Below are 22,402 nucleotides of genomic sequence, written 5' to 3' on the forward strand. Positions count from 1 at the left end.
CCAGTTGCTCGTTGTGCGCTGCGCAACCTGCCATATTCGGGAAACGTTGTGTGGTCCAGGGAAAGCCAGCGCTGTCAAATATTTGACCGTGCGATCTGTTAATGGGATGGCAATCGGATATTGCCACCGAGGCGTTGGCCGTGCTTCATCGCGGTTTCCACGAGCCGGAATACCGTGTGCACTGCGGCGAACCGGCCGGGGCGATGAATGATTGAGGCCGGATAACGCGAGGCAAGAGACCGCATGTCGTATTCTGATGATCTCCACCAGGCGGCGCTGGCCTATCACCGTCTGCCGCGCCCCGGAAAGCTCGAGATCCAGGCGAGCAAGCCGCTCGCCAACCAGCGCGACCTCGCGCTTGCCTATTCTCCGGGCGTTGCCGCCGCCTGCACCGAGATCGCCAAGAACCCGGCGGAAGCCGCCACGCTGACGATCCGCTCGAATCTGGTCGCGGTGGTCTCGAACGGCACCGCGGTGCTCGGCCTCGGCAATATCGGCCCGCTGGCGTCCAAGCCGGTGATGGAAGGCAAGGCGGTCCTGTTCAAGAAATTCGCCGGCATCGACGTGTTCGACATCGAGATTGCCGCCGACACCATCGAGCGCGTGGTCGAGACGGTGGCGGCGCTCGAGCCGACCTTCGGCGGCATCAATCTGGAAGACATCCGCGGGCCGGAATGTTTCGAGATCGAGGCGCAGCTGAAGGAGCGCATGAAGATCCCGGTCTTCCATGACGACCAGCACGGCACCGCGATCATCGTGGCCGCCGCCATCACCAATGGCCTGCGCCTGAACGGCAAGAAGCTCTCGGACGTCAAGATCGTGGCGTCGGGGGCAGGGGCCGCGGCGATCGCGACGCTCAACCTGCTGGTCTCGATGGGCGCGCAGCGCAAGAACATCTGGGTCTGTGACATCGACGGCCTCGTGCATGAGGGCCGCAACACCACGATGGACCGCTGGAAGGCGGTCTATGCGCAGAAAACCGACAAGCGCACGCTTGGCGACGTCATCGGTGGCGCCGACATCTTCATCGGCCTGTCCGCGCCCGGCGTGCTCAAGCCCGAGATGGCCAAGGCGATGGGCGACAAGCCGCTGATCATGGCGCTCGCCAATCCGACCCCCGAGATCATGCCGGAGGAGGCGCGCAAGGTGCGCCCGGACGCGATGATCTGCACCGGCCGCTCCGACTACCCGAACCAGGTCAACAACGTCCTCTGCTTTCCCTTCATCTTCCGCGGCGCGCTCGACGTCGGTGCCAGCGCCATCAACGAGGAGATGAAGCACGCTGCCGTCGAAGCCATCGCGCAACTCGCGCGCGAGGCGCCGTCGGATGCGGTCTCGCAGGGCTTTGACACCGGCGAGACGCAGGGCTTCGGTCCGGGCTCGCTGATCCCGAGTCCGTTTGATCCCAGGCTGATCCTGCGCATCGCGCCGGCCGTGGCGAAGGCCGCGATGGAATCCGGCGTCGCGACGCGGCCGATCACCAATTTCGACGAATACACCGCGCTGCTCGAGCGCTTCGCCTTCCGCTCCGGCCTCGTCATGAAGCCGATGTTCGCCAAGGCCAAGACCCAGCCGGTGCGCTTGATCTACGCCGAAGGCGAGGACGAGCGCGTGCTGCGTGCCACGCAGGTGGTGCTGGAAGAGAAGCTGGCGCGGCCGATCCTGGTCGGCCGTCCCTCGGTGGTGGAAGCCCGCATCAAGCGCTTCGGCCTCCAGATCCGCGCCGGCAAGGATTTTGACCTGGTCAATCCCGAGGACGATCCGCGCTACCGCTCCTACGTGCAATCCTATGTCGAGGTCGCCGGCCGCCGCGGCGTGACGCCGGATGCGGCACGCACGGTGGTGCGTACCAACAACACGGTGATCGCGGCGCTAGCGGTCACGCGCGGGGAGGCGGATGCCATGCTCTGCGGCGTCGAGGGCCGCTACATGCATCATCTGCGGCATGTCCGCGAGATCATCGGTTTTGCGCCGGGCGTCAGCGACTATGCGGCGCTGGCGCTGCTGATCACCAGCAAGGGCGCCTTCTTCATCGCCGACACGCAAGTGCGGCCCAATCCGAGCGCGGAAGAGCTCGCCGAGATCGCCTCGCTCGCGGCGGTTCATGTTCAGCGCTTTGCGCTCAAGCCCAGGATTGCCTTCGTCTCGCACTCCGATTTCGGCAGCTACGACACCGACTCCTCGCGCAAGATGCGCCGGGCGACGCAGCTTCTGAGAGAGAAGCATCCGGAGATCGAGGCCGACGGCGAGATGCAGGGCGACACCGCGCTTTCCGCCGCTGCGCGAAAAATGGTGCTGCCGCACTCCAAGCTCGAGGGCGAGGCCAACATCATGATCATGCCGACGCTGGACACCGCCAACGTCGCCTATCAGATGATCAAGTCGCTGGCGGACGCGCTGCCGGTCGGCCCGATCCTGATCGGCCCGGCGCGGCCCGCGCACATCCTCACGCCCTCGGTGACCGCGCGCGGCATCCTCAACATGACAGCTGTCGCCGTGGTCGAAGCGCAGGAGCGCGCGGCGCGGCAGCAGCCGACGCTGTTCACGTAAGAGCAGTGTCGCTGCGCTGACGGTGCAACCCTTCTCCCCTTGTGGGAGAAGGTGGCGCGGAGCGCCGGATGAGGGGTGTTTCTCCACGAGACGAGAGCGCCAGAGTTGCCCGTGCCGACAGATACCCCTCACCCGTCTCGCCGCTTTGCGGCGTGCTTCCCCTCTCCCACAGGGGGAGAGGGGAAGCACGCCGCCAGATTTGAATTGCTTGCAGTTCGCCATTTCCCCGTTTGTAAACCGACGCACTAGCCTTCATAATCGCCCGGCACTCTCGTCAAGACGCCGATCTCAAAAAGCCTGAGCCAAGAGGCCGACCATGCCAGCGTTTGTGACTTTCGGGCGAATCCTGTTCGCCGTGCTGTTCATCTACACGGGCGCGACCAAGCTCATTGCCATCCAGGCGACCGCTGACTTCATCGCCACCAAGGTCGTGGTGCCCGATGTGATCGCGCCTTACGCCAAGCAGGTCGAGACGGCGACCGCGATGACCACGCCGCAGCTGCTGGCGATCGGGCTCGGCGGGCTCGAGATCGTTGCGGGGCTGATGATCGCCCTGAATTTCGGCGCGCGCTTCTTTGCGATGCTGATGATCATCTACATCGCGGTGTCGACCGTCCTGTTCTACGATTTCTGGAATCAGCCGGCGCCCGACAACGCCAAGATGCTGGTCGACGCGCTGAAGAATCTCTCCATCATCGGCGCGCTGTTCATGATCATGGGCTATGGCCGCGCCACGCGCTCGGCCGAGACGGCCTACGGGGACGTGTAGGTCTCGTCGCCTCGTACGTCATCGTCGCCTGGGCGGTTGAGGCGCGGACGTTCGCGGTGTGCCCAGCTTCGCGCAAGGTCGTTGCTGCAGAATGATCGGGAGCAAGTCATCACGTCGATGATAGGGCCCCCTCGTCATGTATGCCGAAGCGTCGTCTGTTGCTGGATCGCTCGAGGCCGGTCTCGCGCACCATCGCGCTGGGCGCTTGCCGCAGGCAGAGGCGGTTTATCAGCAGATACTGGCTTCCCAGCCCGATCATGCGGACGCGATTTTCCTCCTGGGGGTTGCTTCGCTCCAGACCGGTCACTCGGACAGGGCGCTCGATTTCTTCAGTCGCGCCGTCAAGCAGCAGCCTCGCAACAGCGTCTATCACAGCAACATGGCTGTCGCTCTGCGCGCGCTCGGGCGCAGGGGCGAGGCTATCGCGAGCTACCGGGAAGCGCTGTTGTATCAGCCCGGCGATCTGGATACGCACATTCAGCTTGGTCTGCTGCTGGGTGAATGCGGGGATTTTGCCGGTGAGGAGGCCCAGTATCGGCTCGTGCTGCGGTATCCCGTTGGTCTGGACCTCGGTGCGGTGCGCACCCAGGTCGATGCCCGTTTCCATCTCGCCAATCTGCTGGTGAGACGGAAGCAATTCGACGATGCGATCAGCGAGTTTCGACAGGTGCTGAGGCACCGGCCGGATTTTGCGGAGGCCCATTGTAATCTTGGGGCCGTGCTGTTCGATCTCGCCGCCTTCGAGGAATGCGAGCGTTGCTATCGCGAGGCGCTGCGCATCAATCCGGGATTTGCGGAGGCCCGTAACAATCTTGGTGGTCTTCTCATCAAATTGGGGCGCCTCGACGACGCCGAGCTCAATCTTCGCGAAGCCTGCAAACTCAGGCCCAATTTCCCCGAGGCCTTGAACAATCTCGGCGATCTGCTGCGTCTGCGGGGGCGGCCGGAAGAGGCGGAAGCGTGCTGCAGGGAAGCTTTGCGTCTGAAGCCGGACTATGTTCCGGCGCAACTGACCCTGGGCAACGCGCTTCGCGAGGCCGGTCGTTTCCTCGACGCGGAGCCTTGCTATCGGGCAGCCCTCGATCGCAATCCGGCCTGGCCGGAGGCGCTCAACAATCTCGGCACGCTGCTGTACGATCTTGGACGGCCTGATGAAGCCATTCAGAGTCTGCGAAAGGCGGTCGCGCAAAAGCCCGACTATGCCGACGCGCATTTCAACCTTGGGATCTCGCTGTTGCTGGCGGGCCAGTTCGACGAAGGCTGGCGGGAATACGAGTGGCGCTGGAAGCAGGAGACGAAAAATCCGCATCTCCGCGGCTTCAGCCAACCACTCTGGGATGGAGGAGAACTCGGCGATCGCGTCCTGCTGCTGCATGCGGAGCAGGGCCTGGGCGACACCCTCCAGTTCTGTCGTTTCGTGCCGGCCATTGCGGCAGGGCGACGGGTCGTTCTCGAGGTTCAGCGGCCGTTGCTGCCGCTCCTGACGGGGCTGCCGGGAATCGAGGGCATCGTCGCGCGCGGTGATCCGCTGCCGCCGTTCGATCTGCATTGTCCGCTGTTGAGTCTGCCGCGGGTCCTTGGCATCACCCTCGACACCATCCCGCGAGAGGCATCCTATCTCCGGGCGGATCCACAACGCGCGGCGGCCTGGCGCGCGCGCGTCGGCCAGCTCGATGGCCTGCGGGTCGGCCTCGTCTGGTCCGGCAATCAGACGATGAGCGGCGACCGGCGCCGGTCGATTCCGCTCGAACGGTTTTCGGAGCTGGTGGGCCTGCCGGGGGTGAGTTTTGTCTCGTTGCAAAAGGGACCGGCGACCAGTCAGTCGCCGCCAATTGGTCTGTCCTTGCACGACTGGACGGACGATCTTCACGATTTCGGCGAGACCGCGGCGCTGATCGAGGCGCTGGATCTGGTCATCAGCGTCGATACGGGGGTGGCGCATCTTGCAGGCGCGCTTGGCCGCCCGGTGTGGCTGCTCAATCGCTTCGATCGGTGCTGGCGGTGGTTGCTCGGCCGTGACGACAGCCCCTGGTATCCGACGCTGCGCCAGTTCCGGCAAATTCAGCCCGGCGACTGGACCAGCGTGCTCCGCAACGTGCGCGCTGAGCTCGAGAAATCGGGATTGCCCCAGCCCGCCATGCAGTGAGCTTTATACGCGGCAACCCCATGCGTTGCACGCAGGTATCAACGCACCGGTACTGTGCATGGGGTTATTTTCGATTTTTTAGCCCTTGGTCGGCCGCCATGGCGTGACGGTCACATCATGGGCCGCGTCGAGCAGATACGGCGCGCCTGGCTTCATCCCATGTGACGCCAGCACCTCGTGTGGTGTTCGCTCCGGCACGCCCACAAAACAGCCTTCGCCGCCGGGCAGCCGCACATGCGGGGCCTCCGACAGCCAGAACGTGTCGTAGCGGTCCATGAACAGGTCGAACACGGCGGGGCCACCGATGACCGCGATCCGTCCCGAGGCGACATCGGCAAAGGCGGTAGCCTCTTCGAAGCTCGCATGATCCGGATTCCACAGCGTCGCGTTCGGCATCTCCGGATCGACGGTGAGGGCCTTGATCTTGCGGGTGGTGATCAGCCGCTTGCGCTTGGGCGAATTCGGCTGCTGCTCATGCGAGTTGCGGCCGTGCACGATCAGCGCGGCGCCATCGAGCGCCTGCTCGAAGAACAGCTTGTCGCCCTTGAACTTCAGACTGTCGGGCATGACGCGGCTGGCGTCGGCCAGCATGCCGTCCGCCGAGACGATGACGTAACCTTCGAAATGGAAAGACAAGCGACGACTATTCGGAAACGGTCGTCACCACGGAATTGACCGGGCGCGTGCTCACCGTCGGCAGCTTGACGTCCTTCATCAGCTCCTGGTCGTATTCCGGGAGCGAGGCGACCGGCGCCTTGGCGCGCATCGCCACCACCTTGTAGCCGCCGGCCTTGAGGCGGTTCAGAAGCTCGGGCAGGGCTTCCGCGGTGTGCTTCTGGAAGTCGTGCATCAGGATGATGCCCTTGCCCTTCTTGTCGAGCCCCTTCATCACGGTCTCGATCACCTTCTCGGGCTTGGAGGCCTTGAAGTCGAAGGAGTCGATGTCGCAGGAGAAGATCGCGACATTGCGGTTGCCGAGATAGGTGACCATCTCCGGCGGGTGTTGCAGCGCCGGGAAGCGGAAGAACGCTGCAGGCGAGATGCCGCCGAGCGCCCATTTCACGGCGCTGATGCCCTTCTCGATCTCTTCCTTGCGCTGCGCTTCGGTCAGCTTCTTGTTGTTGAGGTTGGCGTGCGACCAGGTGTGGGTGCCGACGGTGTGGCCGGCCGCGTAGACCTGCTTCAGGATCTCGGGCTCGTAGGTGGCGTGCTTGCCGATCGAGAAGAAGATGCCGGTGGTGCACTGCTCGGCCAGCGCCTTCAGCACGGCGGCCGTGTTGTGCGGCCAGGGGCCGTCGTCGAAGGTCAGTACGACCTCTTTGTCGCGCAGGAAGTCGAGCTCCTTGAAATGCTCGAAGCCGAAGCCGGGACCGCCGGTGGTGTCGATCTCGACGGTGCGGGCGACGCCCAGCGCGTTCGGATTGTTGCAGGCCGCGCGTGCCGGCTGGGGCGCCTGTTGCGGCGGCGGCGGGAAGGCGGAGGCTTGTGGCGCGGGCGCTGCGGCGGGCGCCGCAGCAGCGGCCGGTGCGGCCGCGGGGGCGGCCTGCGTGGCAGCTGCGGGTTTCGCAGCCGGGGTCTGCGACCATGCCGCGCCTGTGAGCGCAACAGACATCGCGCTTGCCAATATCAGTCCTGCCGCCACACGCATGGTGTTGTCCTCGAGATTGATCCCGTTGTTCCGCCGCGGCTTTTCGCCTCCGGCAAAACCTATCCTGCCCCTGATCATCCTAGCCTAGATGGTGCTCCATCGCCATTGCAACGGCTGTTTGGCGCTTCGCCCCAATTGTGCCCAAGCCTGTTTGCTCAGCTGTCGGCGAGAGTCCGGGCAATCGCTGTCTTGATGCGCGTGTCGGCAGGCTCGACAGCCGACGGAAAGACCTCGGCGATGTAGCCGTCGCGGCCGATCAGGTATTTGTGGAAGTTCCACTTCGGGACCTCCCGCGGCCGCGCCTCGGCCGCCCATTTGTAGAAGGGATGCGCCTTCGCCCCGACCACGACGGCTTTGGCGGTGATGGGGAAGGTAACGCCGTATTGGTGGTGCGCAGTCTCCGAGATCTCGCTGGTGCCACCGGGCTCCTGGCCGCCGAAATCGTTGGAGGGCACGCCGATCACGGTGAGGCCGCGCTGGCGAAACTCGCTCCAGAGCTCCTGCAGTCCCGCATATTGCGGTGTGTAGCCGCACAGCGAAGCGGTGTTCACGACCAGTACCGGCTTGCCGGTGAACGCGGCCAGCCGAATGTCGTCGCCGGCCAAAGCAGGGAAGGAGAATGCGTAAGCGGACATCCGGCTCATGCCGCCATCGGCCCGCGCACGGGTTGCCGATGTGGCTGCTGCGAGAAGCGCCGTGGTGAGTACGGTTCTGCGGTTCAGCATGGCGGCGTCCCCCGGATGTGATCCGGCACGCAGCTTACCCCGCCGTGACGACCGGCCCGCTCAACACCGCGTTATCTGACGCGGTGCCAGGCTTAGTAAAGGCGGACGATGAAGTCGGTGCCTTCGCCGGTCTCGCCCTGATTGATGCCCTGGTCGGAGACGATGACCGAGCCGCCAGTGGTGAGCATCTCGTTGATCTTCGCCATGGCGTCGGCAGGGATCATGATGCGATCCAGTGCCTCGGCCGGGCTATCGGGAGTGATCACCGGCTTTGCGGCGACAGGGATCACGGCGGCGCCACGCTGGCGGCGCGTGACGTGTCCATCGTCCTCGCGCGCAGCGGCGCGGACAGCGACGGGCAGCGACACGACGGACCAATGCAGCGCATTGGAATCGGTCTTGTCGACCTCGGCGGTGAAAACGTGCGTGCCGAGTGGTCGGTCGCTTGCCGCGATGGTGACGGGCACATCGAACAGCGGCGCAAAATTCTGCCGCACGTAGAGCTTGGAATCCTTGCGGCTGATGAACACCGCGATCTGGCCGGTCCGCTTCGGCAGGTCCGGCTTCACGGACGGCGCGGGATCGGCGACGCGGGTCAGGTCCTTGGTTCCGTCCGGCGAAGTGGCCTGCGCGGGCGCAATTGCCGTCACCGCCGCGTCGGGCTTCTTCTCGGTCGTTACCGCGTCAGCCTTGACCGGCTCGGACTTTGCAGTTTCGGACGTGGCAGCTTCTGCCTTCGGCAGGTCGGAGTTCGTGGTCTCGACCTTGTCAGCCGGCTTGTCGTCGGATGTCGCCGTGGGAGCCTCTGCAGCTTCAGCAGGCTTCGCTTCGGTGCTCGCCGCGTCGGGCTGCTTGGCCGGCTCGGGGGCCTCGGCAGACTTGGTGTCGGTCGTGATCTCGGTCTTGGCCGCTTCCTCGCGGGCCGGCGCATTGCCCGTGGTCACATCCGACATCACGGTATGGCCGACGGTGGAGCGCAGTTCGAGCGCGCCTTCAGCGCTGGCGGTTTTGGTTTCAACCGGCTTCGCTTCAGTGACCGAGGTTTTAGGCGCACCCTTGTCCGCCTTGTCGCCAACGCTCGTTGTCGGCTCGAGGCTTGCGGCCGGCTGCGGCGGGACGCGCAGCGAGGCGAGCATTGGATGCGAGAAGTTTTGCGGGCTCATCTGGCCGGGCGCGACGATCACGCGCGCGCCCATCTTGGTCCAGTTCCACATCTTCACCGCGAACGCCATCGGCATGCGGATGCAGCCGTGCGAGGCAGGATAGCCTGGCAGCACGCCGGCATGCATCGCCACACCGGACCAGGTGATCCGCTGCATGTACGGCATCGGCGCGCCGCTATAGATATTGGAGTGGTGGAATTTGTGCTTCTGGATGATGCTGAACACGCCCATCGGCGTGGAGTGGCCTTTCATGCCGCTCGACACCGGCGACTCCGCGAACATGCCGTTGGAATCGTAAACCGTCACCTTCTGCCGGTCGATCGAGACGACGATGACGAGCGGACCCTGCGGCTTCGCGCCGGCCTCTTTCTCGCCGCGCGCCTCGTTCTTGGTCTTAGCCGCCAGGCCGCGCTTCTGCCGCGGCTCGTCGGGGTGCCGCACCGGTCGTGAGTAGTAGGATCCGTCTGAATAATCCGGCGTGTAGTAGAACGCTGCCTCTGCCTGGCTGGTCGTACCGATCGCACCCGCGGCCGTCAAAATGGCACACTGCCACAGCCGTACCGGCGCGGCAGCAAAACGGGACCCGTTCACGCTAGTCATTCCTCGAATCCATAATCCAAATCAGACATTAGTGTCGCAGAGGGGATACGCGTTCACCAGCAGACCGGTTCTGCCATCAGCTACTTTTGTCCAACACGTAGCAAAAAAGCCTCACAGAGCGGTAAACGGCGCCCGCGCCCGGCTGTCATCGTCTTCCTGAGCGACCGCCCCATGCCTACATTGCCGGAACTTGTTACCGGAGAACTTCATGTCATCTCGTTTCCCCGGTCTTTCCGGCATCCGCTTGAAAGGCCTCGCTTTATTCCTCCTGACTCTGGCCATGCCGGCGGCGTCCGCGCAGGCCGCCGACGAGCCGGATCTGATCTTCCGTCGCTCCACCGTGTTCAAATGGATGAGCCCGAATGACAAGCTCGCGACCTACGGCCTCGACGACCCCGAGGTCGAGGGCGTGGCCTGCCATTTCACGGTGCCGGAAAAGGGCGGTTTCAAGGGCTGGCTCGGTCTTGCCGAGGAGGTTTCTGACGTCTCGCTCGCCTGCCGCCAGATCGGTCCGATCAAATTCAAGGACAAGATGGAGCAGGGCGACGACATGTTCCGCCGGCGCCGTTCGCTCTTTTTCAAGAAGATGCAGATCGTTCGTGGCTGTGACGCCAAGCGCAACGTGCTGGTCTACATGGTCTATTCGGACAGGCTGATCGAGGGATCGCCGAAGAATTCGACCTCGACGGTGCCGATCATGCCGTGGGGACCGGCCGACGCGAACGTCCAGAAGTGCGGCGACTTCTTCACTCACTGACGTGCATGCGTTCACTCAGCGATGCGATCGCGGCTCGCGCGCGGTTTGGCAAGGTGCGAGCCGCTCAACCGTACGAACGCCTGCGGCGCGGCCTCGTAGCCGCGGCCTGATTGCAGGACCATCGCCCCTGGCGAAGCAGTGCGTTGATCGGCGCGGTCGCTCTGTTCGGCCGTGTCGCGCGCCGTTGCGCGATTTTGCGCCATCATGATGGCCATCCCTCTTGTGGGCCCGGTTGACGACGGGCCTTCGTTTGCGGCTCTCTTCAGCAGAAAACCGTAAAATGCATGTGAAGCGCCGATGTCTTGGATGTGATCGCGTCACCTTAAGCTGCGTGGACGGTTGTTCCCAAGTGAGCTCAAACCATCACGCGTCCCTTCTGAAATGATTGACGTTTTCCGAGAATTGTTTCGTCACGCCGCGCGCGACGAAACAATTCTCACTGGCAACGAAACCATTTTGGGCTTTGGGCGCATCACGGAAGAAACCGCGGATGGTTATCAGCTTCACAACGACGACGGCGCACCGCCGGCCACGCAATTCGGGGACAGATCCATGCGCGCGCTCAGCTTCACCATCGCTTTCGGCTTGGTGCTCGTCGGTTCCTCGTTCGCCGGCGCGCCGGACGGTAATCTGCCCGGTATCGGCACCTTCCAGTACAGCGGCTCGCCGGTCACGACCACGGCGCCGCAACCGATCGTTCTCGCCGCGCGCTTCTGATCGGCAACAAGAAAATCAGCCGGCAAAAGGCCACCATGTACCTTCGTCTCTGCGCTGCAGCGGTCCTCTCTTTTTTGACGGTCAGTTCCGTCCAGGCGCAGGTGCGTGCACCAAACCGATTGCCGGACCCGCGCACCGAATTCGTGCGGCAATGTGCGCCGCGCATGCTGGGGCGCTGGGAGCATCCGGAGGAGGTCTGCGGCTGTCTGCACGATCATGCTGCGGCCGTGGTCGAGGATCGCGACCTGCGCGAGGCGCTGCTGCGCGGCATCAGCGAGACCGGCGTTCCCACGATCGAGACCGATTGGGTGCCTGCGGCAAAGCAAAGCGAAATCGGCGCGACCTTCACCAAGATCGCCAAGCCGACCCTGCAGTGCATGTTCGACCCGGCAAAGACGTAGCGGTTACTTCGATTTCGGACCGTACCGCGCTACGCAAGAACTGATTCGCACGACGCCCTTGTCGCTCATCTTCGAACCGCGAACTTCCTTGACCTGTCCAGCCGGGCAGGTTCCATCATCCACCATCACGCGCTGACCAAGCTTGAGATCCACAATGTCCTGCTCGCGGCCGACCGTGGCCGCGTGCGCCGCCGCCGTGAGCACGGCGGAGATCAGGAGTGAGAGACAGGCTGCGCGACAGAGTGACATGATGAGGGGTTCCGGCGTCGATGCGGCAATGTAGGGAGCGGCGCTCGATTCTCATAGTCAACCTTTGTCACGCCCGCCGGACCGACTTGCGTTTGCTGCGCAAGGCAGCGCGCGCCTCCCGCGCGAGCCGTTCGGCGGAGGCGACGAGATGTGGAACCGCGTGCCCCGAAAATCCCAGCACGAATCCGGGCAGGGGACGTGCACGCGCATAGGTGTCGGCAAGCAGCCAGCCCTCAGCGCCCGCGGCCTGCTTCGCTTCGGCCGCAATTGCGGGCGCAACCGACGGATCGAACCGGGCTACGAGGTGCAGGCCCTGCGACGGCACCGGGACCGACAGCGCGCCATCCGATGCGGCTTCGAGTGTTTCGGCCAGCGCGTCTCGAGCCTCGCGATAGAGTCTGCGTACGCGCTTCAAATTTGCGGCGAACGCGCCGGAATTGAGCATGTCGGCGACTGCGCCTTCCATCAACGTTCCGGGAAAGCGGTCAAGCGCGGCGCGCGCGGCCGTGACGTCGCCCAGCAGGCGCTCGGGCAGGGCGCAATAGCCGATGCGCAGCCCCGGAAACAGCGTCTTGGCAAACGTGCCCATGTAGATCACGCGCTGGAGGTGATCGATGCCAGCGAGCGACATCAGCGGCGCGCCGTCATAGCGGAACTCACTGTCGTAATCGTCCTCGAACACGAAGGCGCCGGCCTGCTTCGCCCAGTCGAGCAGCTCCAGCCGCCGCGGCATCGACATCTGCACGCCCAGCGGAAACTGATGCGATGGCGTGACATAGGCCGCGCGCGCGGACGGTGCGGCGATGCGGCCCCTCGCGATTTGCAGGCCGTGGGCGTCGACGGGAATGGGCACGGTGCGATAACCGCATTGCGCGATGGTCCTGCGTGCGATGGGATAGCCCGGATCTTCGCACCAGACCCGATCGTCGGCCTTCAGGATCGCGCCGAGAACGATGCGCAGGGTGTGCAGCGTGCCCGACGTGAGCATGATTTGGTCGGGGTCGCAGCGTAGTCCCCGCGCCGACAGCAGATGATCTGCGATCGCGACGCGCAACTCACGGCTGCCACGCGGATCGCCGTAATGCAGATGCTCGGCGCCGAAGGCGCGCATGCGGCGGCCGACAAACGCGCGAAAGCGCTGCACCGCGCGCTCGTCGATATGGGTGCAGCCGAGCGAAAGCGCGCCTTGCCCCGGCGCCTCGACGACGACCTTTGGCTTCTTCTGTGTGGCGGCGCGCGCCGGAATGCGCGCTGCGACGAACGTGCCGGAGCCGACGGTGGCTTGCGCGAACCCGTCGGCGATCAGGCGCTCGTAAGCCGTGACGACCGCGTTGCGCCGAAAGCCGGTCTGCTTGGCCAGCGTCCGCGACGGCGGCAGCGGCTCGCCGGGTTTGACCAGACCAGAGACGATCATCTCGCACAGCGCCTGGTACAGCCGGTGCGCTGAGGAGGCGCCGACGGTGACGTGCGGGCCGGCGAGATCGAGCGGCAACTCGGGCTTTGCCGGCGAAGACGATCTGGCCGGGGAGGGCGAATTGGTCGGAATTTTTTGCATGGAATTGGCACTATCGCAGACCAAATGCATGACTACAACTAGCCTGGAGTTCTTCCAATCCCGATGAGGAGCGGCCGTGAGCCAGATCGAGAGCCAGGATTCCTACCCGACGTCGGCGCGCAACCAGGTGAAGCGTCGGCACGATCGCGGCTTCTACGATCATGAGACGGTTCATCGTATCCTGGATTCGTCGATGCTCTGCCACGTCTCCTATGTCATCGATGGCCAGCCCTATTGCACGCCGACCTTCTTCTGGCGCGAGGGAACGCGGCTCTATTGGCACGGCTCGAGCGCGAGCCGCATGCTGCGCAACCAGACCAGGGGCGAGCGGGTGTGCCTCACGGTCGCCCATCTCGATAGCCTCGTACTGGCGCGTTGCGGCTTCAATCATTCCGCCGACTACCGCGCGGTGATGGCGTTCGGCACCGCCTATCTCGTCACCGATGCGCAAGAGAAAGAGCGTGCCGTGGTCGCGATGGTCGACCGCTTCTTCCCGGATCGCACCGCGAGCCTGCGGGCCAGCAACACCCAGGAGATCAAGGCGACCTCCTTCATCGCGATGGAGATCGAGGAAGCTTCCGCAAAGGTCCGTGCCAAGGGTGTCGCCGACGACGATGAGGATTACGAATTGCCCATCTATGCCGAGCGCATTCCGGTCCGCACCGTTCTGGGCGCGCCGGAGCCATGCCCGCGGCTGCTCGATGGCGTGAGCCGGCCGGCGACGCTGAATGGCTATTCGGAAGGCCGACTGCTCGAAGATGCATTGCGGGATGCTTATTTTGTGGAGTACCCGAACGGCTGAAATCGGTTAGCTTGCGCGCACCCTTGACCACCTGGATGCCCGGAGTTGCCTGATGAATGCCGAAACGCAGCAGAGGATTCTAGACGCCGTCGATGCCGGCTTTGAAGCCCAGCTTGCGACCACACGCGATTTTGTCGCGATCCCTTCGACCCGCGGGGCGGAGGGTCCGTGCCAGGACATGATCGGTGACCTCCTGCGCGCGCGCGGCTATGAGGTCGACGATTGGCACATCAATGTCGACGATCTCAGGGATCTGCGCGGTTTCGGGCCGATCGAGCATGACTTCTCCAAGGCACGCACGGTGGTCGGCACCTATCGTCCGAACACCGAGGCTGGCAAATCGCTGATCCTCCAGGGGCATTGCGACGTGGTGCCGGCGGGGCCATTGGAATTGTGGGACACACCGCCGTTCTCGCCTGTTATCAAGGACGGCAAGATGTTCGGTCGCGGCGCCTGCGACATGAAGTCGGGTACCATCGGCGCGCTCTATGCGCTGGATGCGATCAAGGCGGCCGACCTCAAGCCGACGGCGCGGATTCACTTTCAGTCGGTGATCGAGGAAGAGAGCACTGGCGTCGGCGCACTCTCGACGCTTCAGCGCGGCTACCGCGCTGAAGCCTGCTTCATCCCCGAACCCACCGCAGGCAAGATGGTGCGCTCGCAGGTCGGCGTGATCTGGTTTCGCCTGCGCGTGAAGGGCCATCCGACCCATGTCGCCTTTGCCGGCTCTGGGTCGAACGCGATCATGGCGGCGTATCATCTCGTCCACGCGCTGCAGAAGCTCGAGGTCGAGTGGAACGAGCGCGCCAAGGCCGACCACCACTTCAAGACGCTCAACCATCCCATCAACTTCAACCCCGGCATCATCAAGGGCGGTGATTGGGCCTCCAGCGTGCCGGCCTGGTGTGATGTCGATTGTCGCATTGCCGTGTTGCCGGGTTGGTCGATCGCCGATCACCAGAAGGAGATCATGGCCTGCGTTGCCGCTGCCTCGCGCAACCACCGCTTCCTCGCCAACAATCCGCCGGAGGTCGAATGGTCGGGCTTCCTGTCGGAAGGCTATGAGCTGACCGGTTCCGCCGCGCCGGAAGCCGCCTTCGGCAAGGCGTTCAACAAGGTCTATGGCGGCGCGGTCGAAGATCTCGTCTTCACCGCGCTCACCGATACCCGTTTCTACGGACTCAATTACGGCATTCCGAGCCTCTGCTTCGGCGCCAGCGGTGGCGAGATGCATGGCTTCAACGAATATGTCGATCTGGACTCGCTGAAGAAGACGACCAAGGCCATGGCGCTGTTCGTCGCGGAATGGTGCGGGGTGGAGAAGGCGTAACGGCCGCGGTGTCTGAGGGTGGCGGCTGGAGTGCCGCGTCTGCCCGAAACAAGGGCTCTCTCAATTCCTTTAAGCTTAAAAGAAAGACTAGGATGCCGCCCCGCCCGGTGGCAGACTGGTGCCCGGTTCGCTGGACGAGTCCTCGGGAGCAACAATGCGCGATTGGGATGATGCTTACGCCAATTCGGCCCATATCCCGGGCTCGGACAAGATGCCGGCGCAATGGGCCGAGCGGGCCGCGGCTTACCGCGCCGGACTGAAGGATTTTCGCCCCGACATCGCCTACGGCTCCGGTGAGCGCCAGCGCTTCGACCTGATTCTGCCCGACGGCGACAGCAAGGGCCTCGTCGTGTTCGTGCACGGCGGCTACTGGATGCGCTTCGACAAGTCGACCTGGACCGATCTCGCCGAAGGTGCGCGGCACCACGGCTGGACGGTGGCGCTGCCGAGCTACACGCTGACGCCGGCGGCGCGCATCTCCGACATCACCGCAGAGATGAGCGCCGCGGTCGCGAAAGCGGCGTCGCTCGTCGCGGGGCCGATCCGGCTCGCCGGTCATTCCGCCGGCGGCCATCTCGTCACGCGCATGCTCTGCGACGACAGCCGGCTCGAGCCCACCGTCTTCAACCGCATCGCCGGCACGCTATCGATCAGCGGGCTGCATGATCTGCGGCCGCTGCTCAAGACCAGGATGAACGAGACACTGTGCATGACCATGGAGGAGGCGACGCTCGAAAGCGCGGCGCTGCATCTGCCACGCGGACATTCGCCTGTGACCGCCTGGGTCGGCGGGAGCGAGCGGCCCGAATTCATCCGCCAGTCCGACTTGTTCGCCAATGTCTGGACCGGCTTTGACGTGCCGACGCGTCTCGTCGTCGATCCCGGGCTCAACCATTTTACGGTGATCGATGCGCTCAAGGATCCGTCGTCGTCGATCACCGCGCGGCTGATCGGCCTCGACTGACGAGGGCAAGGATGATCGATCGAGAGGGCCCGTCATGACGTCCAGCGATTATGATCCCTCAAGCGAAGGCGCCGAGACCGACTTTGCCCGGCGCATGTCCTATGGCGACTATCTGGCGTTGGATGCGATTCTCGGTGCGCAGCATCCGCTTTCCGAAGCGCATGACGAGATGCTGTTCATCATCCAGCATCAGACCACCGAGCTGTGGATGCGGCTTGCCATCCACGAGCTCAGCGCCGCGCGCCGCGCTATCGCCAAGGACGAAGTGCAGCCCGCCATGAAGATGCTGGCGCGGATGTCGCGCATCTTCGAGCAGCTCAACAACGCCTGGGATGTGCTGCGCACGATGACGCCGAGCGAATATACGCGCTTCCGCTCCCAGCTTGGCCAGTCCTCGGGCTTCCAGTCGCGCCAGTACCGGCTCATTGAATATCTGCTCGGCAACCGCAACCACGCCATGCTGAAGCCGCATGCCCACGATGTGGAGACGACGAAGCTGCTCGAAGCCGAGCTTGCGACGCCGAGCCTCTATGACGAGGTGCTACGGCTCGCCGACCGCCACGGGCTGAAGATGCCGACCGCGGTGCTGGCGCGCGACGTTCGCGAGACCCACAGTTTCAGCGAGGGGGTGCTGCAGGCTTGGCGAATCGTTTACGAGGCGCCGGAGACGCACTGGATGCTCTACGAACTCGCCGAAAAGCTGGTCGATTTCGAGGATTATTTCCGGCGCTGGCGCTTCAACCACGTCACGACGGTCGAGCGCGTCATCGGCTTCAAGCGCGGCACCGGCGGCACTGGCGGCGTCAGCTATCTCAAGCGCATGCTGGAGGTCGAGTTGTTTCCGGAGCTCTGGCGCGTCCGCACGATTCTGTAGGGATGACCATGATCAGGCTTCGCGTCTACGACGACACCAAAGCGCTGTTTCATCTCCCTGACGGCGTGATCTATCTCGACGGCAATTCGCTGGGTGCGCTGCCGCTTGGCGTTGCCGAACGCGTCAGCCGCGTGATCACCGCGGAGTGGGGCAACGAGCTGATCCGCGCCTGGAACACGGCCGGCTGGTACGCCCAGCCGCGCCACGTCGGCAATCGCATCGCGCGGCTGATTGGCGCGGAATCCGGCTCCGTAATGGTGGGCGACACGCTGTCGCTCAAGGTCTATCAGGCGCTCGCCGCCGCCCTCGACATGAATGCATCGCGCAAGGTCGTCCTGTCGGACACCGGCAATTTCCCGACCGATCTCTACATGGCCGAAGGCTTGATCGCGACGCTCGGGCTTGGCCATCAGCTCCGTCTGGTGCCGCCGGAGGAGGTCGAGGCCGCGCTGTCGGAAGAGATTGCGGTGCTGTACATCACCGAGGTCGACTACCGCACCGGCCGCCGTCACGACATGGCGAAGCTGACCGCCGCGGCGCATGCGCTCGGCATCGTCACGGTCTGGGATCTCGCCCACTCGGCCGGCGCGCTGCCGGTCGATCTCGCCGGCTGCGGCGCGGATTTCGCTGCCGGCTGCACCTACAAATATCTCAATGCCGGCCCGGGCGCGCCGGCGTTTCTCTACGTCGCGCCGCGCCATGCCGATGATGCACGCGCTGCGCTGTCGGGTTGGATGGGGCACGCAAAGCCCTTCGCGTTCGAGCCTGGCTATGCGGCCGCCGGCGGCGTCGAGCGCATGCGCGTGGGTACACCGCCGGTGCTGGCGATGTCGGCGTTGGAGGCTTCGCTCGACATCTGGGATCGGGTTGATCTCAAGGAGGTCCGCGCGCGTTCGCTGGCGCTCGGCGATCTCCTGATTGCCGAAGTTGAACGTCGCTGTCCGTCTCTGAAGCTCGTGACCCCGCGCGCGCATGATCGCCGTGGCTCGCAAGTCTCGTTCGCCTTCGCGGGCGGCTATGCCGCCATGCAGGCCGTGATCGCCCGCGGCCTCATCGGTGATTTCCGCGCGCCTGACATCATCCGATTCGGCATCACGCCGCTGTATATCGGCGAGAGCGAGATCATGCGAGCGGCCGAGATCATCGAGGAGGTGATCGCAGGTGAGGTGTGGCGGCGGCCGGAATATCAGGTCGTCAATGCGGTGACGTGAGGGAGGAAGTCTCTCCCGGCGTCCAGCTGAGGGATCGAGAGCGCGTTCCACACGACCAGAGTGCCAATGTCACGGCGGCCATTACCTTCGACGTCATTGCTTTGCCGCGCGAAGCCATTCACGCTGCGACAACAATGAATTGGGAGGAAATCTGATGACGCCGCTCGAAAAGCTTAAAGCGATGAAGATGCCGTTCGCCGAGCTCAAGGGCGTCGAGTTCGTCGAGGCCGAGAAGGATCGCGTGGTGGCGCGGATGACGGTGCGGCCCGATCTCTGCACCCTGCATCACACCATCCACGGCGGCGCGGTGATGGCGTTGGCCGATTCCGTCGGGGCAGCTGCAACCGTGATCAACCTGCCCGAGGATGCCAAGGGCACGACGACATTGGAGAGCAAGACCAACTTCATCGGCGGCGCCAGGGAGGGAACCACCGTCATCGCCACGGCCACCCCGGTCCATCGGGGGCGCCGGACCCAGGTCTGGACCACCCGGCTGGAGACAGAGGACGGCAAGCTGGTCGCGGTTGTGACCCAGACGCAGTTGGTCCTGTAAGATTACGGGCCTTGATTTTGTTAACGAATTGGTCGCCTCCGTTGCCTCAAACTTGGGCATGTTCCCGTCTTGAAAGATTTGTTGCGACGCACAATATTGGAGGCCTAGGGATTCGAACGCCTCCTCGAGGGACACCAAGAGGAGTTATGACGTGGTACTTGAAGACACCGTCCGCACCGCCCCGGGCTATGTGCGGACCCTGATCCAGCAGGAAGAATTGCCGCTGTTGCGCGATCATCTGCTGAGGCTCGATGCCGCAAGCCGGCATGACCGTTTCAACGGTTTTCTCGACGACAGCTTCATCCAGCGCTACGCCGCCCGCTGCGCCGAGGACGGCACTGTGATCGTCGCCTATATCGTTGATGGCATGGTCCGTGGTGCGGCCGAGCTGCATCCGCCCGAGGGCGATTCCTTGCCCGAGGTCGCCTTCAGCGTGGAAGCTTCCGCCCGCCGCCAGAACGTCGGCACCGTGCTGTTCAGCCGCCTGATCGCGGAGGCGCGCTGGAAGGGACACAAGAGCCTGCGCATCACCACGGGGGCGGAGAATCACGCCATGCGGGCGCTCGCCAAGAAGTTCGGCGCGCATCTGCAGTTCCGTCATGGTGAATCCACCGGCACGATCGATCTCGGCAAGACGCCCGAGGCCGAGCTTGCCGATCTCGCAGCGGCGCCGTTCAAGGCTGGTCGCGCAATTCTCAACTTCAACTCGACCTGCTGGAAGCTGATCTCCAGCATGTACGGCAACCGCGCAGCCTGAAATTCAAGGACCTGAATCAAAAAGCGGACCAGCAACGCCGGTCCGCTTTTTATTGAAGCTGAGAGGGTAAAAGCTCAGGTGCCGGTGCGCTTGTCGTTGCCGAAGCGGCGGACGACGCGGCGTTCGACCACGATCGAGCGCTGCGCACCCTGTTCGCCGGCGATCACGCGGGTTGCGGTGATACGGCTGTTGGTGCGGGCCTGCTTCTTCACCTCGGCCTGAACGACATCCAGCGGCATCCCCATCAGCGAGGCGGCGATTTCGGCCTGCTGCTCCTGGTCGTCGGTAATGCCGACGGCGGCGAAGATCGCCTCGTCCAGGGTGGGAGGATCGTGGCGCACGCGCCGCGTGCCATATTTGGTATTCCAGTCTGCGCTCATAACGGCCTCGGTTTGATGCCGGGATACCTAGTGCTACCCATGTTGCATTGCAATATGAATTTGGTGTGGCATCTCAGCTATGCACTCAAAGCTTCTCAAGCTTGCTGGCGTCATAAAGTTCGAGCGTTGTTGGCCCTGTGGCGAGGGACCGCAGGGCCCGTACGAAATCGCCGGACGCAGGTACCGCAAAATGGGCCGCAAGCGCGGCGCGGTCGGCCCACTGCTCGAAGAACACCAGCCTGAGCGGGTTCTCGCAGTCGACATGCACCGCATGTGAGATGCAGCCGGGCTCCTGGCGCGAACGATGGACGTGTTCGAGGCTGAGGCGCCGTGCCTCCTCGAACGTCTCGGGCCGGACCGTCACACTGCCTGTCACCACGATCATGCCATTCCCCAAAGTGATTGCCGCTAGGGCAGGGATGCTTCGCGCGCGATGGTCTTGACCGGTATCTGCGGCCAGCGCTTCAGCGCGGCGTGGCCGGCCTCGGTCAGCCGATAGATCCCGCGCTCGGCGCGTTCGAACCAGCCATAAACGTTGTGCAGGAGAATCTTGCCCGCATCGGGACAGCGCCCGCGTAATTCACGCACGGGCCGCGGACCGCCTGCGAGCTCGGACGCGCAGGCCAGCGCCTGCTGGCGGTAGGCCGTCATGATGGGTGCGCGCGTGCTGCCGCCAAGCACGGGATCACCCTGGCGGCGCTGATGTTCGGTCACGAGCCGCGAGCGCGTCTTCGGCTCGCGGCGGGGCGCGGCCGTCGGCGGCTTCACCAGCACCTCGACCTGGCCGTTGTCCGTTACCCCGAGCATACCGAAGCCGAGGCGCCGACACAGATTGCGATAGCGCGCGTCGCTCTCGCGGCCCTTGCCGCGGATCGACATCTTTGCGGCGATCCAGACCTCGTCGCCCGCCGGCGCGCGATCGACCGCCTGCAGAATAAGCTCGAGATTGAACGCGAGCTTGAGTTCGCCGATCACCACCACCGGCGGATCGCCGGCGCTCAGGCCCACGAGATCGCAACCGCCGATCTCGCCCTTCACAGAGAAGCCAAGCTCTTCGAGGAAGCGTTTGACCGGGAGATAGAGCTCGGTTTCCAAAGTGAGTTTCCGATCGGAGAATCAGTTGCAGCCAGTTTAGCCCGGATCGGGTTGCCGGCCATTTGCCCGGACGCAGTCAAGCCAGCTATACCCCTGCGCGGGGAACAGGCGGGCGCGCGCGAATATGACGATCAGGAACGGGCTTTATCACATCCGGATCGAGATGCTGGATGGCGTGCAGGGCGGCAATCAGGGCGTGATGGTGCTGCGCGACGGCACTATGCGCGGCGGCGATTCCTTTTTCTTTGCCTATGGCAGCTACACGTCCGCCGTTGGCAAGTGGAAGGGTGAGCTGACCAACGAGGAACATTCGCCCTCGTTCGACGAGCGTCCGGTTTGGGGTCGGAAGGTCGTCACCATCGGCTTCAGCGGCACCTATACCAACGAGACCGCCTATGGCGAAGGCATGGCGCTCGCGGGCAAGCAGAGCATCCGTTTCAGGGGCAATCTGCGGCTGCTTGTGCCGGATTGATCAGACCCGCCCGCTCACCGGAATCAGCGCACCGGTGACGCCGCTCGCGGCGTCGCTGACGAGGAACAGGATCACCTCGGCAAGCTCCTGCGGCGTCACCCATTTGGCGAAGTCGGCTTTCGGCATGTCGGCGCGGTTGGCCTTGGTGTCGATGGTCGACGGCAGCACCGCGTTCACCGTGACCTTGCCCTTCCATTCGTTGGCGAGCGCCTCGGTGAGGCGGTGCACGCCCGCCTTCGATGCCGCGTAAGGACCCATGCCGGAGCCCGCCTGCAGCGCGCCCATGGCGCCGATATTGACGATGCGGCCTGCTTTCGCAGCGGCTAGATGCGGCAACGCCGCGTGCGAGGCATTGAGGGCCGTCAGCACGTTCAGCGCATGCATGCGGTTCCACGTCTTGATATCGCCGTCACCGACGGTCTCGAAGGCAAAGCCGCCGGCGATGTTGACGAGTGCGTCCAGTCCGCCGAAATGCTTCGCGGCAGTCTCCACCGCCGTCTTCGCCTGCGTCGCGTCGGACAGGTCGACGCCGCCGATCTCGATGCGCTCGGCCGTCGCTGGTCTTTGAGAGGGCGCGTGATCGATGCCGGCGACCCGCGCGCCGCGTGACTGCGCGATGTCAGCCACCACCTTGCCAAGCGCGCCGAGCGCACCGGTCACGACAATGATTTTTCCCTGCACGAT

The 22,402-nt window shown here is 64.3% G+C and carries 25 protein-coding genes; 14 read left to right on the forward strand and 11 right to left on the reverse strand.

What is annotated here, in order from left to right; genetic code table 11:
- Nucleotides 1–243 precede the first annotated feature (243 nt).
- From K3F49_RS19675 to K3F49_RS19685, 3 genes are all read left to right on the forward strand, one after another.
- Nucleotides 244–2,550, forward strand: a complete 2,307-nt coding sequence (locus K3F49_RS19675) for an NADP-dependent malic enzyme (protein ID WP_234682603.1) — start codon at nt 244–246, stop codon at nt 2,548–2,550.
- A 316-nt stretch (nt 2,551–2,866) separates the two neighbouring features.
- Complete coding sequence (locus tag K3F49_RS19680; RefSeq protein ID WP_234682604.1) at nt 2,867–3,319, forward strand: DoxX family protein; 453 nt, start codon at nt 2,867–2,869, stop codon at nt 3,317–3,319.
- 136 nt (nt 3,320–3,455) lie between these two features.
- Nucleotides 3,456–5,465: a tetratricopeptide repeat protein gene (locus tag K3F49_RS19685; RefSeq protein WP_234682605.1), complete on the forward strand. Its 2,010-nt coding sequence runs from the start codon at nt 3,456–3,458 to the stop codon at nt 5,463–5,465.
- Nucleotides 5,466–5,543: 78 nt separating this feature from the next.
- On the opposite strand, the gene K3F49_RS19690 is transcribed toward K3F49_RS19685, so the two are convergent.
- The 4 genes from K3F49_RS19690 to K3F49_RS19705 all read right to left on the reverse strand — a co-directional run bounded on the left by K3F49_RS19690 (nt 5,544) and on the right by K3F49_RS19705 (nt 9,601).
- Nucleotides 5,544–6,101 carry a dihydrofolate reductase gene (locus K3F49_RS19690; protein WP_234682606.1) on the reverse strand — a complete coding sequence of 186 codons (558 nt, stop codon included), beginning with the start codon at nt 6,099–6,101 and terminating at the stop codon, nt 5,544–5,546.
- Nucleotides 6,102–6,108: 7 nt separating this feature from the next.
- Nucleotides 6,109–7,113 carry a polysaccharide deacetylase family protein gene (locus K3F49_RS19695; RefSeq protein WP_234682607.1) on the reverse strand — a complete coding sequence of 335 codons (1,005 nt, stop codon included), beginning with the start codon at nt 7,111–7,113 and terminating at the stop codon, nt 6,109–6,111.
- 155 nt (nt 7,114–7,268) lie between these two features.
- Nucleotides 7,269–7,838, reverse strand: coding sequence for a glutathione peroxidase (locus K3F49_RS19700; RefSeq protein WP_234682608.1), 570 nt, complete (start codon nt 7,836–7,838; stop codon nt 7,269–7,271).
- A 92-nt stretch (nt 7,839–7,930) separates the two neighbouring features.
- Complete coding sequence (locus K3F49_RS19705) at nt 7,931–9,601, reverse strand: L,D-transpeptidase family protein (RefSeq protein WP_234682609.1); 1,671 nt, start codon at nt 9,599–9,601, stop codon at nt 7,931–7,933.
- Nucleotides 9,602–9,809: 208 nt separating this feature from the next.
- Between K3F49_RS19705 and K3F49_RS19710 the strand changes: the two genes are divergently transcribed.
- The gene (locus K3F49_RS19710) at nt 9,810–10,358 is read left to right on the forward strand and encodes a CreA family protein (protein WP_234682610.1); all 549 of its coding nucleotides are present in this window, start codon (nt 9,810–9,812) and stop codon (nt 10,356–10,358) included.
- Nucleotides 10,359–10,369: 11 nt separating this feature from the next.
- Here the strand turns inward: K3F49_RS19710 and K3F49_RS19715 are convergent, their stop codons facing one another.
- Nucleotides 10,370–10,573 (reverse strand): hypothetical protein, encoded by a 204-nt coding sequence (locus K3F49_RS19715; protein WP_346657330.1) that lies wholly within the window; start codon nt 10,571–10,573, stop codon nt 10,370–10,372.
- Nucleotides 10,574–10,697: 124 nt separating this feature from the next.
- Between K3F49_RS19715 and K3F49_RS19720 the strand changes: the two genes are divergently transcribed.
- A complete protein-coding gene (locus K3F49_RS19720) occupies nt 10,698–11,075 on the forward strand; it encodes a hypothetical protein (RefSeq protein ID WP_234682611.1) in 378 nt (125 codons plus the stop codon).
- A gap of 35 nt (nt 11,076–11,110) precedes the next feature.
- Nucleotides 11,111–11,476 (forward strand): hypothetical protein, encoded by a 366-nt coding sequence (locus tag K3F49_RS19725; RefSeq protein WP_234682612.1) that lies wholly within the window; start codon nt 11,111–11,113, stop codon nt 11,474–11,476.
- A gap of 3 nt (nt 11,477–11,479) precedes the next feature.
- Here the strand turns inward: K3F49_RS19725 and K3F49_RS19730 are convergent, their stop codons facing one another.
- A complete protein-coding gene (locus tag K3F49_RS19730) occupies nt 11,480–11,725 on the reverse strand; it encodes a DUF6719 family protein (RefSeq protein WP_234682613.1) in 246 nt (81 codons plus the stop codon).
- Nucleotides 11,726–11,792: 67 nt separating this feature from the next.
- Nucleotides 11,793–13,280 (reverse strand): MocR-like pyridoxine biosynthesis transcription factor PdxR, encoded by a 1,488-nt coding sequence (gene pdxR, locus K3F49_RS19735; RefSeq protein ID WP_234682614.1) that lies wholly within the window; start codon nt 13,278–13,280, stop codon nt 11,793–11,795.
- Between the two features lie 76 nt (nt 13,281–13,356).
- Between pdxR and K3F49_RS19740 the strand changes: the two genes are divergently transcribed.
- The 7 genes from K3F49_RS19740 (at nt 13,357) to K3F49_RS19770 (ending at nt 19,771) form a co-directional block, all read left to right on the forward strand.
- Nucleotides 13,357–14,082, forward strand: a complete 726-nt coding sequence (locus K3F49_RS19740; protein ID WP_234682615.1) for a pyridoxamine 5'-phosphate oxidase family protein — start codon at nt 13,357–13,359, stop codon at nt 14,080–14,082.
- 52 nt (nt 14,083–14,134) lie between these two features.
- Nucleotides 14,135–15,412 (forward strand): ArgE/DapE family deacylase, encoded by a 1,278-nt coding sequence (locus tag K3F49_RS19745; RefSeq protein WP_234682616.1) that lies wholly within the window; start codon nt 14,135–14,137, stop codon nt 15,410–15,412.
- Between the two features lie 154 nt (nt 15,413–15,566).
- On the forward strand, nt 15,567–16,376 hold the full coding sequence (locus K3F49_RS19750) for an alpha/beta hydrolase (protein WP_234682617.1): 810 nt from the start codon (nt 15,567–15,569) through the stop codon (nt 16,374–16,376).
- Between the two features lie 34 nt (nt 16,377–16,410).
- On the forward strand, nt 16,411–17,250 hold the full coding sequence (kynA, locus tag K3F49_RS19755; protein WP_234682618.1) for a tryptophan 2,3-dioxygenase: 840 nt from the start codon (nt 16,411–16,413) through the stop codon (nt 17,248–17,250).
- A gap of 8 nt (nt 17,251–17,258) precedes the next feature.
- Entirely contained in the window at nt 17,259–18,461 is a 1,203-nt protein-coding gene (kynU, locus tag K3F49_RS19760; protein ID WP_234683007.1) for a kynureninase, read from the forward strand.
- Between the two features lie 154 nt (nt 18,462–18,615).
- Nucleotides 18,616–19,014, forward strand: coding sequence for a PaaI family thioesterase (locus K3F49_RS19765; RefSeq protein WP_234682619.1), 399 nt, complete (start codon nt 18,616–18,618; stop codon nt 19,012–19,014).
- 151 nt (nt 19,015–19,165) lie between these two features.
- The gene (locus K3F49_RS19770) at nt 19,166–19,771 is read left to right on the forward strand and encodes a GNAT family N-acetyltransferase (RefSeq protein WP_234682620.1); all 606 of its coding nucleotides are present in this window, start codon (nt 19,166–19,168) and stop codon (nt 19,769–19,771) included.
- Between the two features lie 74 nt (nt 19,772–19,845).
- Here the strand turns inward: K3F49_RS19770 and K3F49_RS19775 are convergent, their stop codons facing one another.
- The 3 genes from K3F49_RS19775 to K3F49_RS19785 all read right to left on the reverse strand — a co-directional run bounded on the left by K3F49_RS19775 (nt 19,846) and on the right by K3F49_RS19785 (nt 21,246).
- Complete coding sequence (locus tag K3F49_RS19775) at nt 19,846–20,151, reverse strand: hypothetical protein (RefSeq protein WP_234682621.1); 306 nt, start codon at nt 20,149–20,151, stop codon at nt 19,846–19,848.
- A gap of 85 nt (nt 20,152–20,236) precedes the next feature.
- Nucleotides 20,237–20,536, reverse strand: a complete 300-nt coding sequence (locus K3F49_RS19780; protein WP_234682622.1) for a putative quinol monooxygenase — start codon at nt 20,534–20,536, stop codon at nt 20,237–20,239.
- Nucleotides 20,537–20,559: 23 nt separating this feature from the next.
- On the reverse strand, nt 20,560–21,246 hold the full coding sequence (locus tag K3F49_RS19785; protein WP_234682623.1) for a DUF2161 domain-containing phosphodiesterase: 687 nt from the start codon (nt 21,244–21,246) through the stop codon (nt 20,560–20,562).
- 124 nt (nt 21,247–21,370) lie between these two features.
- On the opposite strand from K3F49_RS19785, the gene K3F49_RS19790 reads away from it, so the two are divergent.
- A complete protein-coding gene (locus K3F49_RS19790) occupies nt 21,371–21,718 on the forward strand; it encodes a hypothetical protein (protein ID WP_234682624.1) in 348 nt (115 codons plus the stop codon).
- On the opposite strand, the gene K3F49_RS19795 is transcribed toward K3F49_RS19790, so the two are convergent.
- Nucleotides 21,719–22,399: an SDR family oxidoreductase gene (locus K3F49_RS19795; protein ID WP_234682625.1), complete on the reverse strand. Its 681-nt coding sequence runs from the start codon at nt 22,397–22,399 to the stop codon at nt 21,719–21,721.
- Nucleotides 22,400–22,402: the final 3 nt, after the last annotated feature.

It is taken from the genome of Bradyrhizobium monzae (assembly GCF_021458635.1).
In the GTDB taxonomy this organism is placed as follows: domain Bacteria; phylum Pseudomonadota; class Alphaproteobacteria; order Rhizobiales; family Xanthobacteraceae; genus Bradyrhizobium.

Bases quoted from the DNA above. Each gene is read 5' to 3' on its own strand.
- pdxR (WP_234682614.1), bottom strand. From the start codon at position 13,280: ATGCAAAAAATTCCGACCAATTCGCCCTCCCCGGCCAGATCGTCTTCG.
- K3F49_RS19775 (WP_234682621.1), bottom strand. From the start codon at position 20,151: ATGAGCGCAGACTGGAATACCAAATATGGCACGCGGCGCGTGCGCCAC.
- kynU (WP_234683007.1), top strand. From the start codon at position 17,259: ATGATCAGGCTTCGCGTCTACGACGACACCAAAGCGCTGTTTCATCTC.
- K3F49_RS19675 (WP_234682603.1), top strand. From the start codon at position 244: ATGTCGTATTCTGATGATCTCCACCAGGCGGCGCTGGCCTATCACCGT.
- kynA (WP_234682618.1), top strand. From the start codon at position 16,411: ATGACGTCCAGCGATTATGATCCCTCAAGCGAAGGCGCCGAGACCGAC.
- K3F49_RS19780 (WP_234682622.1), bottom strand. From the start codon at position 20,536: ATGATCGTGGTGACAGGCAGTGTGACGGTCCGGCCCGAGACGTTCGAG.
- K3F49_RS19680 (WP_234682604.1), top strand. From the start codon at position 2,867: ATGCCAGCGTTTGTGACTTTCGGGCGAATCCTGTTCGCCGTGCTGTTC.
- K3F49_RS19715 (WP_346657330.1), bottom strand. From the start codon at position 10,573: ATGGCCATCATGATGGCGCAAAATCGCGCAACGGCGCGCGACACGGCC.
- K3F49_RS19790 (WP_234682624.1), top strand. From the start codon at position 21,371: ATGACGATCAGGAACGGGCTTTATCACATCCGGATCGAGATGCTGGAT.
- K3F49_RS19685 (WP_234682605.1), top strand. From the start codon at position 3,456: ATGTATGCCGAAGCGTCGTCTGTTGCTGGATCGCTCGAGGCCGGTCTC.
- K3F49_RS19730 (WP_234682613.1), bottom strand. From the start codon at position 11,725: ATGTCACTCTGTCGCGCAGCCTGTCTCTCACTCCTGATCTCCGCCGTG.
- K3F49_RS19705 (WP_234682609.1), bottom strand. From the start codon at position 9,601: ATGACTAGCGTGAACGGGTCCCGTTTTGCTGCCGCGCCGGTACGGCTG.
- K3F49_RS19750 (WP_234682617.1), top strand. From the start codon at position 15,567: ATGCGCGATTGGGATGATGCTTACGCCAATTCGGCCCATATCCCGGGC.
- K3F49_RS19710 (WP_234682610.1), top strand. From the start codon at position 9,810: ATGTCATCTCGTTTCCCCGGTCTTTCCGGCATCCGCTTGAAAGGCCTC.
- K3F49_RS19700 (WP_234682608.1), bottom strand. From the start codon at position 7,838: ATGCTGAACCGCAGAACCGTACTCACCACGGCGCTTCTCGCAGCAGCC.
- K3F49_RS19745 (WP_234682616.1), top strand. From the start codon at position 14,135: ATGAATGCCGAAACGCAGCAGAGGATTCTAGACGCCGTCGATGCCGGC.
- K3F49_RS19765 (WP_234682619.1), top strand. From the start codon at position 18,616: ATGACGCCGCTCGAAAAGCTTAAAGCGATGAAGATGCCGTTCGCCGAG.
- K3F49_RS19725 (WP_234682612.1), top strand. From the start codon at position 11,111: ATGTACCTTCGTCTCTGCGCTGCAGCGGTCCTCTCTTTTTTGACGGTC.
- K3F49_RS19695 (WP_234682607.1), bottom strand. From the start codon at position 7,113: ATGCGTGTGGCGGCAGGACTGATATTGGCAAGCGCGATGTCTGTTGCG.